Origin of the sequence: Pseudomonas sp. ADAK13 (assembly GCF_012935715.1) — a bacterium.
Lineage (GTDB): Bacteria > Pseudomonadota > Gammaproteobacteria > Pseudomonadales > Pseudomonadaceae > Aquipseudomonas.
On record NZ_CP052860.1, the window covers coordinates 6885310 to 6900406 of the forward strand.

15 protein-coding genes are annotated in these 15097 nt (G+C 62.0%); 8 read left to right on the forward strand and 7 right to left on the reverse strand.

The features are described 5' to 3' along the window. Positions 1 to 227: 227 nt before the first annotated feature. A complete protein-coding gene (locus HKK54_RS31875; RefSeq protein WP_169389044.1) occupies positions 228 to 1217 on the reverse strand; it encodes a diaminopimelate epimerase in 990 nt (329 codons plus the stop codon). Continuing rightward, positions 1214 to 1975 (reverse strand): FadR/GntR family transcriptional regulator, encoded by a 762-nt coding sequence (locus tag HKK54_RS31880; RefSeq protein WP_169389045.1) that lies wholly within the window; start codon positions 1973 to 1975, stop codon positions 1214 to 1216. The genes HKK54_RS31875 and HKK54_RS31880 overlap by 4 nt, the downstream gene beginning before the upstream one ends. Positions 1976 to 2209: 234 nt before the next feature. On the opposite strand from HKK54_RS31880, the gene HKK54_RS31885 reads away from it, so the two are divergent. From HKK54_RS31885 to HKK54_RS31920, 8 genes are all read left to right on the forward strand, one after another. Then, positions 2210 to 2950: an SDR family oxidoreductase gene (locus HKK54_RS31885; protein ID WP_010172814.1), complete on the forward strand. Its 741-nt coding sequence runs from the start codon at positions 2210 to 2212 to the stop codon at positions 2948 to 2950. Positions 2951 to 2979: 29 nt separating this feature from the next. Further along, positions 2980 to 3825, forward strand: coding sequence for a fumarylacetoacetate hydrolase family protein (locus HKK54_RS31890; protein WP_169389046.1), 846 nt, complete (start codon positions 2980 to 2982; stop codon positions 3823 to 3825). Between the two features lie 20 nt (positions 3826 to 3845). Beyond that, on the forward strand, positions 3846 to 5123 hold the full coding sequence (locus HKK54_RS31895) for an L-fuconate dehydratase (RefSeq protein ID WP_169389047.1): 1278 nt from the start codon (positions 3846 to 3848) through the stop codon (positions 5121 to 5123). A 37-nt stretch (positions 5124 to 5160) separates the two neighbouring features. Beyond that, on the forward strand, positions 5161 to 6021 hold the full coding sequence (locus tag HKK54_RS31900) for an amidohydrolase family protein (protein WP_169389048.1): 861 nt from the start codon (positions 5161 to 5163) through the stop codon (positions 6019 to 6021). Then, a complete protein-coding gene (locus tag HKK54_RS31905; protein WP_169389049.1) occupies positions 6018 to 6791 on the forward strand; it encodes an SDR family oxidoreductase in 774 nt (257 codons plus the stop codon). The genes HKK54_RS31900 and HKK54_RS31905 overlap by 4 nt, the downstream gene beginning before the upstream one ends. Then, positions 6788 to 7135 (forward strand): L-rhamnose mutarotase, encoded by a 348-nt coding sequence (locus tag HKK54_RS31910; RefSeq protein ID WP_169389050.1) that lies wholly within the window; start codon positions 6788 to 6790, stop codon positions 7133 to 7135. Before HKK54_RS31905 ends, HKK54_RS31910 begins: the two co-directional genes overlap by 4 nt. Before the next feature lie 51 nt (positions 7136 to 7186). After that, positions 7187 to 8410, forward strand: a complete 1224-nt coding sequence (locus HKK54_RS31915) for a sugar MFS transporter (protein WP_169389051.1) — start codon at positions 7187 to 7189, stop codon at positions 8408 to 8410. A gap of 285 nt (positions 8411 to 8695) precedes the next feature. Next, a complete protein-coding gene (locus HKK54_RS31920) occupies positions 8696 to 9847 on the forward strand; it encodes an MFS transporter (RefSeq protein WP_169389052.1) in 1152 nt (383 codons plus the stop codon). Positions 9848 to 9892: 45 nt separating this feature from the next. Here HKK54_RS31920 and HKK54_RS31925 read toward each other — a convergent pair whose 3' ends face one another. The 5 genes from HKK54_RS31925 to HKK54_RS31945 form a co-directional block, all read right to left on the reverse strand. Next, positions 9893 to 10507 (reverse strand): type III secretion effector protein, encoded by a 615-nt coding sequence (locus tag HKK54_RS31925; RefSeq protein WP_169389053.1) that lies wholly within the window; start codon positions 10505 to 10507, stop codon positions 9893 to 9895. Further along, complete coding sequence (locus HKK54_RS31930; protein WP_169389054.1) at positions 10497 to 10844, reverse strand: hypothetical protein; 348 nt, start codon at positions 10842 to 10844, stop codon at positions 10497 to 10499. Before HKK54_RS31930 ends, HKK54_RS31925 begins: the two co-directional genes overlap by 11 nt. A gap of 161 nt (positions 10845 to 11005) precedes the next feature. Beyond that, positions 11006 to 11332 carry a hypothetical protein gene (locus HKK54_RS33760; RefSeq protein ID WP_237151034.1) on the reverse strand — a complete coding sequence of 109 codons (327 nt, stop codon included), beginning with the start codon at positions 11330 to 11332 and terminating at the stop codon, positions 11006 to 11008. Positions 11333 to 11426: 94 nt separating this feature from the next. After that, the gene (locus tag HKK54_RS33765) at positions 11427 to 12407 is read right to left on the reverse strand and encodes a type III secretion protein (RefSeq protein WP_237151035.1); all 981 of its coding nucleotides are present in this window, start codon (positions 12405 to 12407) and stop codon (positions 11427 to 11429) included. A 216-nt stretch (positions 12408 to 12623) separates the two neighbouring features. Beyond that, on the reverse strand, positions 12624 to 15029 hold the full coding sequence (locus HKK54_RS31945) for a TonB-dependent siderophore receptor (RefSeq protein ID WP_169389055.1): 2406 nt from the start codon (positions 15027 to 15029) through the stop codon (positions 12624 to 12626). Positions 15030 to 15097 lie beyond the last annotated feature (68 nt).

Below are 15097 nucleotides of genomic sequence, written 5' to 3' on the forward strand. Positions count from 1 at the left end.
AAGTGCCTGAACCCCAGGAATACTAGCGATTTCAGGCGACATTCGGCCGCTTCAAAATAAAAGAGAAGATTCGTACATCGATACTGGAAGGGTCTTTTATCAATTACAGAAATGTAGTTAAACAGCCAGTATTCGCTAATAGGAATACTCTTACACGGCTATTCACCCACGACACTTACTTATAAGGAAACGGCTGACAAAAACAAATACGCCAGCCACTCCTTACTTCAAAGCGATTGCAGCCGCGCAGTCCCGAAGAGGCTGACGCTCAGCAACTCGCCCGCCTCCGCTCGCAACCGCACCGGTGCCGTACCGCCCGGCATTACCACCGCCACCTCACCCACGGTCACCCATCCTACAGACCAGGCGGCGCATGCCACGGCACTGGCGCTGGTCCCGGAAGACGCCGTCGGCCCCTCTCCGCGCTCAAATACGCGTGCGATAACACGGTTGCCTGAATCCCGGGCGACCCATTGCAGGTTGACTCCGGAAATACAGGGCTGACCCGCCCCGGCAGGCGGCGCAAAAGCGACTGCCCTCAGCGGATCGAACAACGTGGGCCGATGCATCTGCGCGTTGTCCGGCAACGCCAACGCGTCCTGCACCAGCGTCACGCAATGAGGGTTGCCCACACGTACAAACCGGCTGTGATTCCACTCGGGGTTGAGTGCAGCCAGTTGCGCGACATGGCTCACCTCGGTCCCCTCAAGCGATACCAGGCCAACGCCAACCGCCCCTACCGCCAAGGGCCCGAATTCGGGCCGCCCCAGCGCCAGCCAAAAGCCCTGAACCTGTTCGTACACCGCAGGCTCAACCCGCGTGATCACCGGAGACAGTGCATCGGGCTTGTCGTGATGCACCCGCAGGTCACAGCCTTGCGTCATTAATCCCTGGTCGGTCAACGACTGGGCAAAAATCGTCAGGCCATTGCCACTGCGCTCGGCCAAAGACCCATCCGTGTTAACAATCAACACGTCAAACGGCGGCTCGGCCTGAAACGGCCCCACCAACAAACCGTCGCAGCGATGCTCCTTGGCCTCTGCCGGGCGCGGTAAATCACCCCAGCCGCATTCAGAGGCAATGGCCGCCAGCGCCCAACCCTCGCGAGTGGCAGCGGCCAAGTCGGCACGACCAGGCAGCTCAACACCCTGGCTGCGTAACAACTCCGGGCTGACCACCCCGTAGATATTCCCGCGGGCGTCGTAGAACACGGTCATTGCGCGGCCCGCATAAAGATTCGTACCACCTCTTCCAGGTGCTTGCGCATGGCCTGTCGCGCACCTTCCACGTCCCGTTGCTCCAGTGCGTCGAGGATCTTGCGGTGCTCGTCTTCCGAGCGATGCGGCATGTCGTCCGAGGTGTAATGCGCCTGCAACCGCTGGAACATGCTGCCGTAACGATGCCCCAGCAAGTGCGCAATCATCAGCGCATACGCCGGGTTGCCCGAGGCCTGGGCGATGCGGATGTGAAACAGGCGATCGCCCGGGTGGGTATGGGAGCCTTCGCGGTTGTCCTGCACGTTACGCTCGAAGGCCTCGCGGATTCCCGCCAGCTCTTCGTCGGTGGCGTGTTTGGCGGCCAGGGCGGCGGCTTCCGGTTCAATCAGGCGACGGGCCTGGAGCAGGGAAAACGGTGGGATCTCGGCGTTGAAGTCGACGTGCAGGTTGAGCTCCGGATCGAACTCTTTCCATTGATCCCGGGTGGCCTGGGCCATCACCGGTTCCTGGCTGACCGTCGGTTGCACCGGTTCGCACACCAGCACGCCGTTGCCCACACGCACGTCCACCAGGCCGATCACCTCCAGGGCAATCATTGCTTCACGCACGGAGGCGCGACTCACGCCCAGCAGTTTGGCCAGCTCGCGTTCTGCCGGCAGGCGGCTGCCCGGCGGAAATTCTCCACTGTCGATCAACGCCCGCAACTGGTCGGCAATCTGTCGATAAAGACGTTGGTTATCAATCACTTGAAATGGCATCTAGGCTCAGCTCGATTCATGCATGGCACGGTCAAATGGGTCAACTGACGAAAAAGCCGCTTGTTGACCGGGAAGACCCATGCTAAAAATTGGATCAATGGCCTGACCATTGGATCGTTTCCAGTGTGCTGATCATAGCAAACCCACCACGGTTCGCTATGCCACAGATGCAGGCGTTTTACGCCCTCAATGGCCTGACCATTGAGCCAATAATAACAATCTAGGGAGTCTGTCATGGACCTCACCGGTAAACGCGTGCTGATCACCGCCGCCGCCCAGGGCATTGGCCGCGCCAGCGTCGAAGCCTACCTGGCGGCTGGCGCCGAAGTGATTGCAGCCGACATCAATCAACAGGCGCTCGCTGACCTGCCAGGCGCGCAAACGGTGTTGCTGGATGTCACCGACGCCAGCGCGATCCAACGCCTCGCCGCCGAGATCGGCCCGCTGGATGTGCTGTTCAACTGCGCGGGCGTGGTGCACGCCGGCAATATCCTCGAATGCCCGGAAAGCGACTGGGCATTTGCTCTGGACCTCAACGTTACCGCCATGTACCGCATGATCCGCGCGTTTCTGCCGGGAATGCTGGCGGCCGGCGGCGGCTCGATTATCAACATGTCGTCGGTGGCCTCCAGCCTCAAGGGCGTGCCCAATCGCTTTGCCTACTGCGCCAGCAAGGCGGCGGTCATCGGCCTGACCAAATCCGTCGCCGCTGATTTTGTCACCCAACGCATTCGCTGCAACGCCATCTGCCCAGGCACCGTGGAGTCCCCTTCGCTGCAGCAACGCATCATCGAACAAGCCAGCCGTGAAGGCCGCCAGCAGGATGAGGTGTACGCCGCCTTCACCGCGCGCCAACCGATGGGACGCCTGGGCACGCCCCAGGAAATCGCCCAACTGGCGTTGTACCTTGGCTCTGACGCCAGCGCGTTTACGACCGGCACCACCCAGATCATTGACGGCGGCTGGAGCAACTGACCGCCCACTTCCCAATAAGAGGATTGCTCATGAAATTGCTGCGCTACGGTGAAAAAGGCCAGGAACGCCCGGCCCTGCTGGACGCTGACGGTCGTCTGCGCGACTTGTCCGCTCACATCAGTGATGTCGCAGGCGAAGCCCTGCTCCCGCAAAACCTTGCTCGCCTGCAAGACCTCGACCCCGCGAGCCTGCCCCTGGTACCCGGCAATCCGCGCTTGGGCGCCTGTGTCGGCCAAGTGGGAAAATTCATCTGCATCGGCCTGAACTACGCCGATCACGCCGCCGAAACCGGCGCGCCGATACCCGACGAACCGATCATCTTCAACAAATGGACCAGCGCCATCGTCGGCCCCGACGACAACATCGAAATCCCCCGCCACTCCACCAAGACCGACTGGGAAGTGGAGCTCGGTGTGGTGATCGGCCAGGGCGGCCGCTACATCGAAGAAAGCCAGGCCATGCAGCACGTGGCCGGCTACTGCGTGATCAACGACGTCTCCGAGCGTGAGTTCCAACTGGAACGCGGCGGCACCTGGGACAAGGGCAAAGGCTGCGACACCTTTGGCCCGCTGGGCCCGTGGCTGGTCAGCCGGGATGAAATCGCCGACCCGCATCAACTGTCGATCTGGCTCGAAGTCGACGGCCACCGCTACCAGAACGGCAACACCCGCACGATGATTTTCCAGATTCCCAAACTGATCAGCTACCTCAGCCAGTTCATGAGCCTGCAACCAGGGGATGTGATTTCCACCGGCACTCCGCCCGGTGTCGGCCTGGGGATCAAGCCCGTGCCGGTCTACCTCAAGCCCGGGCAAAAGATCCGCCTGGGCATCGAAGGCCTGGGTGAACAGAACCAGACCACGGTCGACGCCTGACAAGAGCCAAGGAGCCGTTCATGACCACCATTACCGCGATTCGCGTCGAAGATATCCGCTTTCCCACGTCCCAGTCCCTGGACGGTTCCGACGCCATGAACCCGGACCCGGACTACTCGGCCGCCTATGTGATTGTGCAGACCGACAACCCGGCCCTTGAAGGCCACGGCCTGACCTTTACCATCGGCCGTGGCAACGAGATTTGCTGCGCGGCGATCCAGGCCATTCAGCCGTTGCTGGTGGGCTTGACTCTGGAATGGATCACCGAAGACATGGGCCGCTTCTGGCGCCATGTCACCAGCGACAGCCAGTTGCGCTGGATCGGCCCCGACAAGGGCGCCATTCACCTGGCCACCGGCGCGATCGTCAACGCCGCGTGGGATTTGTGGGCCAAGGCCGAAGGAAAACCCTTATGGCGCCTGGTGGCCGACATGAGCCCGGAGCAACTGGTGCGCTGCATCGACTTCCGCTACATCACCGACTGCATCACCTCAAGCGAAGCCCTGGCCTTGCTGCGCCAACGCGCCGAAGGCAAGGCTGAACGCATGGCCGACCTGCAAGCCAATGGCTACCCCTGCTACACCACCTCGGCCGGCTGGCTCGGTTACGGTGACGAAAAGCTGCGCCGGCTGTGCCAGGAAGCGGTGGATGCCGGGTTCAACCACGTCAAGCTCAAGGTCGGCCACGACTTGCAGGATGACCTGCGCCGCGTGCGCATCGCCCGCGAAGTGCTGGGGCCGGATCGCCAATTGATGATCGACGCCAACCAGGTGTGGGAAGTCGACACCGCCATCGACTGGGTGCGCGAGTTGGCGTTTGCCAAGCCATGGTTTATCGAAGAACCCACCAGCCCCGACGACATCGAAGGCCATCGCAAGATTCGCCTGGGTGTGGCGCCGGTCAAGGTCGCGACCGGGGAGATGTGCCAGAACCGGATCATCTTCAAGCAATTGATCATGCGTGAGGCCATCGATGTGGTGCAGATTGACGCCTGCCGCCTGGGAGGGGTCAACGAAGTACTGGCGGTGATGCTGATGGCGGCCAAATACGGCCTGCCGGTATGCCCCCATGCCGGCGGCGTCGGGCTTTGCGAGTATGTGCAGCACCTGTCGATGATCGACTACCTGTGCATCGCCGGCACGCACGAAGGCCGGGTGATCGAGTATGTCGACCACCTGCACGAGCATTTCGAGGAACCTTGCGTGGTACGCGGCGCTGCCTATCTGCCGCCGACGGCACCGGGGTTTTCGATCCAGATGAAAGCCGCGTCCCGGGAGCAATACCGCCACCGGCCGTGAGCTGAAACACAATTTGAATGGACGGAGCACAATAATAATGTCGTCCCTATCACCCCTGAGGCTCGATGCGCACCAGCATTTCTGGCGCTACCGGGCCGCTGATTATCCGTGGATCGGTGCGGCTGAGGCTGACCTGCGGCGGGACTTTCTCCCACACGATTTACGGCCATTGCTCGACGCTGCCGGCCTGGATGGCTGCATTGCCGTGCAGGCCCGCGCCGGCGAGCAGGAAACCGACGCGCTGCTGGAAATGGCGCGCCAGCACCCGTGGATACTCGGTGTCGTCGGCTGGGTCGACCTGTGCGACCCAGCCCTGGAACAACACCTGGAACAATGGCGCGACGCACCAAGACTCAAGGGCTTTCGGCATCAGATTCAGGACGAACCCAGGCCCGCGCGCTTTATGGCGGATCCAGGATTCTCCCGTGGCCTGCGGCACCTGCAACAACAAGGCTACGTCTACGAGGTGCTGATCCGCTGCGCCGACCTCGACGCCGCAACAGCCATGTGCCAGCGCCACGACCAACATCACCTGGTGCTGGACCACCTGGGCAAGCCAGATATCGCCAACGGCCCGGCCGGCTGGGCCGAACACCTGGCACCGCTGGCCGCCCTGCCCCACGTCAGCTGCAAGCTGTCGGGCCTGCTCACCGAAGCCGGGCCCGATCAGCGCAACGCCCGTGCCCTGCGTCCCTACATAGAACTGGCGCTGGAGCTGTTTGGCGCCGACCGCCTGATGTTCGGCTCGGACTGGCCAGTATGCCTGCTGGCCGGGGAATACCAGGGCACCTGCCAATTGCTGCAACAGACCCTCGGCCAACTGTCGCCCCATGAACAGCAGGCGATCTGGGGCGGCACTGCCCAGCGGGTCTATCACCTTGAAGGAAACTGCCCATGAATCTGCATTTGCAGGACCGCGTGATTATCGTCACCGGCGGCGGCTCGGGGATTGGCGCCGCCATCTCCCTGGGGCTGATCGCCGAAGGCGCGATCCCGGTGATTTTCGGACATCAACCGCTGTCGGCGGCCTTCGCGGCCGAGCTTGAACAACAGGGCCAAAGCCACTTCATCCGTGTCGAGTTGCGCGATGAAGACGCCTGCCGCGCGGCGGTCAACGAAGTGTTGCAACGCTTCGGACGCATCGACGGCCTGGTGAACAACGCCGGGGTCAACGATGGCGTGGGGCTGGAAGCAGGCCGTGCAGCCTTCGTCGAGTCCCTGGAAAAGAACCTGATTCATTACTACCTGATGACCCACCTGTGCCTCGATGCTCTCAAGGCCAGTCGCGGGGCGATCGTGAATATCAGCTCCAAGACGGCCCTCACCGGCCAGGGCGGCACCAGCGGTTATACCGCGGCCAAAGGTGCGCAATTGTCGCTGACCCGGGAGTGGGCGGCCTCCTTGCTGGAATTCGGCATCCGGGTCAATGCGGTGGTGCCCGCCGAGGTGCTGACGCCGCTGTACCAGCGCTGGATCGATGGTTTCGACAACCCCGAGGCCAAGCTCGCCGCCATCGTCGAGAAAATCCCTTTGGGCAAACGGATGACCACCCCCGAGGAAATTGCCGACAGCGTGCTGTTCCTGCTGTCACCCCGCGCCTCCCACACAACCGGGCAATGGCTGGTGGTGGACGGCGGCTACACCCACCTCGACCGGGCGCTGACATGAGCGGCCAACGCTACTGCCTGGGCCTGGACCTGATCGACGATGAGGCATTGATCGCCGAGTACCAGCAGTTGCATCAACGCATCTGGCCCGCCGTGGCCGCGCATCTGCGCCGCCAGCACATCCTGCAGATGCAGATCTGGCGCCTGGGCACGCGGCTGTTCATGGTCATGGACACCACGGCCGGGTTCAGCTTCGAAGCACTCGACCAGGCCGCCCGCGCCAACCCCGACGTGCAAGCCTGGGAAACCCTGATGTGGCGTTTCCAGGCGCCCACGCCGTGGACCGATCCCGGCGGCAAATGGCAGCCGCTGACACAGATTTTCAGCCTCACCGACCAACCCTGATAACCGCTGCATCGCACGCCTTGATCCCATAAAAACAACAGGAGAAGCGTCATGTTAAGCAAAGACACACCTGTGGCAGCCGGCACACCCGCCGTGCCGACCTACCGCTGGGCACTGATGCTGGTGACCAGTCTGTTCTTCCTCTGGGGCTTGTCCTACGGCTTGCTGGACGTCCTGAACAAGCATTTCCAGGAAGTCCTGCACGTCAGTAAGGCCCAGTCCGGGCTGTTGCAAGGCGCGTATTTCGGCGCGTACTTCCTGATCGCCCTGCCGGCGGGGCTGTTGATGGACCGCCACGGCTACAAGGCGGGGATCCTGCTGGGCTTGTGCCTGTATGCGGTGGGCGCATTGCTGTTCATGCCGGCGGCAGCGGCGGCGAGCTTTGCATTTTTTCTGTTCGCGCTGTTCGTCATCGCCTGCGGGCTGGGTTGCCTGGAGACCGCGGCCAACCCGTACGCCACAGTGCTGGGTGAACCCCAGGGCGCCGAGCGACGGTTGAACCTGGCGCAGTCTTTCAACGGCCTGGGTCAGTTCTTCGGCCCGCTGATTGGCGGCGCGATGTTCTTCAGCGCCGGCAGCACACCGGCTTCGGACATGAGTTCGTTGCAGACCACCTATGTCGTCATCGCCGTTCTGGTGTTGCTGGTGGCGCTGTTGATCGCCCGTACGCCGCTGCCGGATCTACGCGCCCAGGAGCAGGCCCTGCAACCCGTGGCCGGCAAGGGGCTGTGGCAGTATCCGGAATTCGTCGGTGGGGTGATCACGCAGTTTTTCTACGTGGCGGCCCAGGTCGGGGTCGGTGCATTTTTCATCAACTACGTCACCGAACATTGGGCGCAGATGGGCAGCCAGCACGCGGCCTACCTGCTGTCGATCGCGATGCTGGCCTTCATGTGCGGGCGTTTTTTCAGTACCTGGTTGATGGGCCGCGTCAGCGCGCAGAAACTGTTGCTGATTTACGCGCTGATCAACATCGCGCTGTGCGCGCTGGTGGTGATTGGGTTGGAGGGCATCTCGGTGATCGCGCTGATTGCGGTGTTCTTCTTCATGTCGATCATGTTCCCGACGCTGTTCGCCATGGGCGTGAAAAACCTCGGCCCCCATACCAAGCGCGGCAGTTCGTTCATGATCATGGCGATTGTCGGCGGTGCGCTGATGCCGTACCTGATGGGCAAGGTAGCGGACAACAGCACGGTTGCGCTGGCGTACCTGTTGCCGATGGGATGTTTCGTGATTGTGGCGGTGTATGCCCGTAGTCGCCTGCGCCATCAATGAGGCCGCTGGAGGGTCGGCCTGGAAGGTGGTAATCCGCCGCAAGAAGCCCGGGGTTCGCCAGTTCTCGCAGGGATTACGCACCTTCCAGGCCACCTCGCACATCAAGCGATTACTCGTCCTACACGCTGATAGTGGTGGGAAAGGCCAATCGCGTTCCATGCTTCTGAAAAAATGGTTGGCTCGCTGTTCAGGCACGCCAAGGGAACCCGGCTCGCTCGATACGGCCTGATGTGCAAGGATGTTGCGCTGCACATCGTTCGTTGAACGCAAAACCAAGGATTTTTCATGACTGCCATCAGCACCCCAGCGCCCGTGGTACCCGGGCGGCTGGAGCAAATGTCGACCCGCATCGCCTTTTTTATCGCAGGTTTCGGCATCGCCGCCTGGGCCCCGCTGGTACCTTATGCCAAGGCCCGCGCCCAACTCAATGAGGGCACCCTCGGTCTGTTGCTGCTGTGCCTGGGGGTGGGTTCGATGATCGCCATGCCCGTCGCGGGGGCCCTGGCATCGCGCTACGGTATCCGGCGCGTGGCCACCGGCGGGACCATTCTGATCTGCCTCGGCCTGCCGATGCTGGCCACCGTCTCTTCCATTCCGTTGCTGATGGCCGCACTGTTTGTATTTGGTGCCGGTCTGGGCATGGTGGATTCCACCGTCAACCTGCAGGCGGTGATCGTCGAACGGGTCAGCGGCAAGACCATGATGTCGGGCTTCCATGGGTTGTTCAGCCTGGGCGGGATCGTCGGTGCGGCAGGTGTCAGCGGGCTGCTGGGGCTGGGCTGGTCGCCGTTCCAGGCCACTCTCGCCGTCATCGTCGTGATGGCGGTGGCCTTGCTCAAGGCCGGGCCGCACTTGCTGCCCTACGGCAGTGAAAGCTCCGGGCCGGCCTTTGCCGTGCCCCACGGCGTGGTGCTGTTTATCGGTTGCCTGTGCTGCATTGTGTTTCTCGCCGAAGGCGCCGTGCTGGACTGGAGCGCGGTGTTCCTGAGTGCCGAGCGCGGCCTGGATGAAGCCTATGCGGGCCTGGGCTACGCAGCCTTTGCCTTGACCATGACCGTCGGTCGCCTGACCGGCGACCGGATTGTCCGGCGCCTGGGCGCCACCCGGGTGATCGTCTTCGGCGGCGCCCTCGCCGCAGCCGGCATGCTGCTGGCCACGCTGTTCCCGGCGTGGGAAACCGCCCTGCTGGGGTATGCGCTGGTAGGTGCCGGGTGTTCGAACATCGTCCCGGTGTTGTACACCGCCGTCGGCAAGCAGACCGTCATGCCGGAACACATTGCGGTGCCCGCCATCACCACCCTGGGTTATGCGGGCATTCTTGCCGGCCCTGCGGTCATCGGCTTTATCGCCCACGGCAGCAGCCTGAGCACGGCCTTTGTGCTGATCGCCGTGTTGCTGATCGGTGTGGCGATCAGCGGAAAGATACTGCGGGTATAACCGGCATTCCCCTACCGCCTCCTACCGTGAGGCGGCACCCGGGGCTTATCGGTTTTTGTGGTGCTCAAGCCAGCGATCAAGGGTTTTGTTGCTGAGCCAGCCCGCCTGATGATGACTGCCAAACATCCGCAGGCCACCGCCATGGGCGCTTTCCAGTGACTGGAGCAACCCGGGGCGGTCGACAATATTCTTCGCCATATACACCTGCTGTTCATCGTATTTCTTCCGCGCCAGCCCTGTGGCGGGGTCCAGGACCGGTTCACCGTGACCATCGAGCTCGTCCGGGTCCTTGCTCATGGCAACCAGCAACTCAATGTTGACGTAGCCGATGTGTTCAAAGAACCCCTTGCGGTCCCGGGACCTGTCACGCAACTCGGTAAACATCGCCTTGAACACCCGCACGAGTTCAGCGTTGCTCTTGGCGTGGAAAGGGTCCGGGCTGAAGGCACTCGGATCGCTGTTGCCGAACACCACACTCTCGGCCTGCGCCAGGCTTTGCGTGGTGATGTAGCCATCCTGATCGGTGATCGCATCGATCAGGCGCGGGCGCTGGACAAGCGCCTTGGCCAACAAAATCGCACGGTCGAACTTCTGATTGTCGCCGACTCTTTTGGCGGCGATTCGCTGCAGCGAAGACAGCCTCAGTCCGTCACGTTTCATGGAGTTCTTTCAGCGTGGCAAAACTGATTTTCAACGCTTTCACCAACTCGCTGTCCGGCAGGTGAAGGTTGGGATTGGGCTGGCCGGCGCGCGGGGCAACACCGTTCTGCAGCGTTCGATGATGCGGCACGACTTCATAGGGCCTGGCCGACCGCAACGGTGGCCGGTAACCGGAAGAACGAACAGACGTGGCGCCGGGTGAGTGGCTGGCTTGTCGGCCACCACCCGTGGCTTCACTTGAAGCGGCCTGGACAGTGCGCAATGCCTCATCCGGTGTTGCGTCAAACCGGCCTGTACCGCCGGGCTGCAGGTAGCCTGACCCGCCATCAATTCTCATGTTTTATCTCCACCAATTTTAGATCCACGCTTGCCGCTTCATCACACCCGGTGACAGCCGTATCGCGCGCGCGACCAACAAGCCAAAGATCTGTGGTGCGCGGGCGGCGATGGTTCCGCAGTCGCGAAGTGTTCCAATGACAACATGTAAAAACCGAAAACTCAGTCAGCTTTTCGTGCCTGCGGCGCCCCCGGTTTCGCCGCCTGCCAAAGGCGTTTGATCGCGCCGACCATAGCCCCCAGCACTGAGCACAACGGGCTTGGCACAGACGCTTGGGTGGAAGGCAACTGCCCCTGGGGCAACATGCCTTTGATGAAGTCGTCAGCAGCCGGGGCCTGAAACTTGCGCTGCCCCGTGAAGTTCTTCACGCGCCGGGCTTCGGCACCCTCTTCATGTGTGTTGCCCGGCGGCAAGGCCGCTGTGCCCGCCGGCGGATTACAGGCTGGCCGGGAGCCGGGATTGCGCGATCCAAACGACGTTGAATTCATGTCTGAGCCCTGGCGGGGAGTTTAAACACAGTGGAATGATCAACGCGGGAAATCGCGCCACGAAGGGTTCGCGGCGTGATCGGGTTCAACGGGTTTAGCGCGACAACCAGCGCAGGGCGTCCTTGACGATCTTGCCGTCGTTATCCCGGCTGCCGATATTGTCCATTTGCTTCAACAGGCTGGAGCGTTGGGTAACTTCCCGGGCCAACTGGATGAGCGAGTCCTGCCTTGGGTTCCCGGTCAAAGGCGATGCGGCCATGCGTTGCAGGTCTTTGATACTGATGGAGCTGCTCCAGAAACCGCCCTTCAGGGCATTGAAGTCCTTCAACATCTGCTCGGCGATCTGTTTGTCGCTCTGGTACTTCAACGGGTTGTCGGAATTGAGCACGGCGTCGAGGTCTTGCCGGGTGATTCGACCATCCAGATTGCCGGTCCCGCCACGTCGATCAAAAGCCTGCATCACCTCGGGACGGCGCAGCAGTTCCCGGGCCAAAAGGATGTTCTGGTCACTGGCCTCGTTACCGGTCAACCGTTTGCCCGCCACACTCTCCAGGCTTTCCCGAGTGACGTAGGACTTGCCCGGCGCCCTGAACGCGTTGAAGTTGTCCTTGAGCAACTCCCCCAGTTGATCGTTGCTGCGCCTCGAATAGTGGGGGTCCGGGCGACCGAAGCCAGGCTCGGGCTTGCCGGGGGTCGGACGGCAACACGCGGGATCTGGCCGGTGTGGATTGAAAGGGTCAGGACGGCCATAACCGGGGCCGGGACGGAAGGGGTTGAACATCGACGTCAGGCTATTCAGAAGCCCCTGCAACTGTCCAATCAGCCCACCCAGGAAGCTGTTGGGATTTGACGCAGGGAATGAACCGGGGGCAAAGCCACGGGGATCCACAGTGCTCTGCACCTGCGGGCCGGCGAACATCGGGCCGGCTTTATTATCCGGGGTGCCGAAACTGACGGCGACCGACTCTTGGCCGGAAGGTGAGCGTGTCAGCGTTAACGTGACGGTATCGGCCTTGGACTGCTCGGGTGTATTGGAGGAAGTGGAAGGGGATTGATTGAGTGAGGGTACCGACATAAGCATCTCCGGTTCGGCGTATTGACACGATTCACTCTCGGATCAAAGGCACCTCGACGATGCAAGGTATCCCATGGAAAGTGGGCACCTCCTTGTGTGGCAGACCTGTCGGATTCAGTTCCTGCGGACGCAGAAAATCGTTCGCAAAAGAGTAGGAAGAAAGGCTGTGGCGAGGAAGCGTGTCCCCTCGCCACAAAGAACTACCGATACCAGGGATCAGAACCCTACGCTGGCCTGCACAAAGAATGTGCGCGGTTCGCCCAGGTAAATCCCCGAGTTGTTGTCGCTGGAGCGGGTGTAATGCTCCTGGTTGAATACGTTCTTGACCCCAACGCCCAGCTTCAGGTTCGACAGCTGCGCACCGAAGTCATAACCGCTGCGCACGTTGACCGAAACATAGCCGGGAATATCCCCGTACTGGCCGTCGGCAGTCGGCTGGGTGATATAGGTGGTACCGGTGCCCGGCGCACGCTGGCCGGACTGCGCGTAGACGTCCAGGTTGTGGGTCCAGTGGTTGACGTCGTAGCGCAGCCCAACGGTGGCCACTTCACGGGAGTACAGCGGCAAGTCGCGGCCCTTGAAGGCAACGTCGCCTTCGGAGGTAGCCTTGGTGTAAGTAAAGCCGGCGTTGGCGGTCAGGCCGTCGAGGCGCGGGTCCAGGTTCGACAGGTCGTAGTGGGCCGAGGCTTCGATACCTTCGTGCTTGGTGGCGCCGAGGTTGGTCCAGCCCACATCGTTGCTGACGTATTGCAGCTCGTCCGAGAAGTCGATGTAGAACAACGTCACTTCGCCGCCCCAGACGTTGTCGTTGTAGCGGGTACCGATCTCGTAGGTCTTGGCTTTTTCCGGGTTCAGGCCGTTCGCGGTCTGGTCGCCGTTACCGCCCTGGCCCAGCTGGAAGTACTGCAGGCTGCCGAAGGACGTTTCGTAGTTGGCGAACAGTTTCCAGGCATCGGAGACGTGGTACATCACGCTCAGGGCCGGCAGCGGTTCGTTGTTGTGGATCTCGCGGCGCTTCTCCTGAACCATCGCGCCGTTCAGGCCCACCACCGGGCGGTCGTGCCATTCGGTGCGGATCTGCTCAAAGCGAATGCCCGGGGTGACGGTCCATTTGCCGATATCAATCTTGTTATCGATATAGAACGAGTTGGCCTCGGTGCCACCGGTACGGTCCTGGTAAACGTGGCCGTCACTCTGGCCCACAGGCGTCGGCACGTTGTTGACCAGCGCCAGGCTGGTGGCCTGCTCGTGCATGCCTTCCTTGAGGTAACGATACCCGACGCTGACTTCCTGGGTGCTCGGCCCCACGTCAAACACATGGGACACCCGCGGCTCGATGCCGAAGGTGTAGTAGGTGCGCGGGTAGGAACCCAGGGTCTTCAGGTCGCGGTTGGCGATGTTGCTGCCGCGGAAACTGTCGGAGTAGTAGGTCAGCACTTCAGCCTGGGTGCGGTCGTCGATCTGCCGGATGTACTTGAACGACATATCCTTGCGCCGGCCATTGAAGTTGTCCCAGTCACGCACCGATTGATACGGGTTGGCGTCGTACTGCTTCTGGGTCAGGCCACCGGGCATGTCAGCGCTGGCGTCGTAGTAGTGGAAGTTCAGCGAGAAATCGTCTTGATCGGTCGGCGCCCAGTGGGTCTTGAAGATCACGTCGTCGATGTCGTTGGAGTTGTTGCGGTCGCGGTAGCCGTCACCCTTGGTCCCGGAATACAGCAACGCAGCGCCGATACCGTTGTCGGCAGTGCCGCCGATGAAGGCGTTTTCAATGTGTTTCCAGCCGCCGTGCGCTGCGGTTTCCAGCGTGGTGCCGACTTCACCGGAAAACTTTTCCGGGATGGCACGGGTCACGAAGTTGATCACGCCGCCGACGTTCTGTGGCCCATAACGCACGGAACCCGCGCCGCGAACCACGTCGATGCTGTCGAGGTTGCCCGAGGAAATCGGTGCCATCGACAACTGCGGCTGACCGTACGGAGCAAATGCCGCCGGTACGCCATCGATCAAAACAGTGGAGCGCGGAGACAGGCGCGACGTCAGCCCGCGTACGCCGACGTTAAGGGAAATATCGCTGCCGCCGGTGCCGTTGGCTTCCTGCACCTGCACACCGGGAATGCGCCGCAGCACGTCACCGACGTTCATCGCGCCCTGCTCCACCATGGCCTCACGGCGCACAACGGTACGCGCGCCCGGGTGGTTCTGCACCACTTCGGCATTCGCGTCGCCCAGCCAGTCGCCGACCACCTTGATGTCGGTGGCGCCCAGCTCCAGCGGCGAACCCGCCTCACCGGTGCCCTTGGCGAGCGGGCGCAAGGTCACGGAGCCGGCATCGATCTGGTAATCCAGGCCGCTGCCTTGCAGCAATTGGCGCAGGGCTTGCTCCGGCGACAGGTTGCCGTCCACGGCCGGGGCTTGTTTGCCGGCCACCATGTCGGGGCTGAAAAACACTTGCAGGGACGTTTGCTGGCCCAACTGGCTCAAGGCCGAGCCCAGGGACTGGGCCTGGATATGAATCGCGTCGTCGGCATAGGCAGCCGGCAGTGCGGCGCTGACGGCCAGGGCGAGGGCAAGGGGTGCCCAGCGGGATGATTTATTGTTTTTCACGGCGAGTTTTTTCACGTCGAACGGAGTCCTGTGATCGCAAGAGAGTGCGGCTGTTAATGCAAACCAGTTGCAGTTGCACAAGA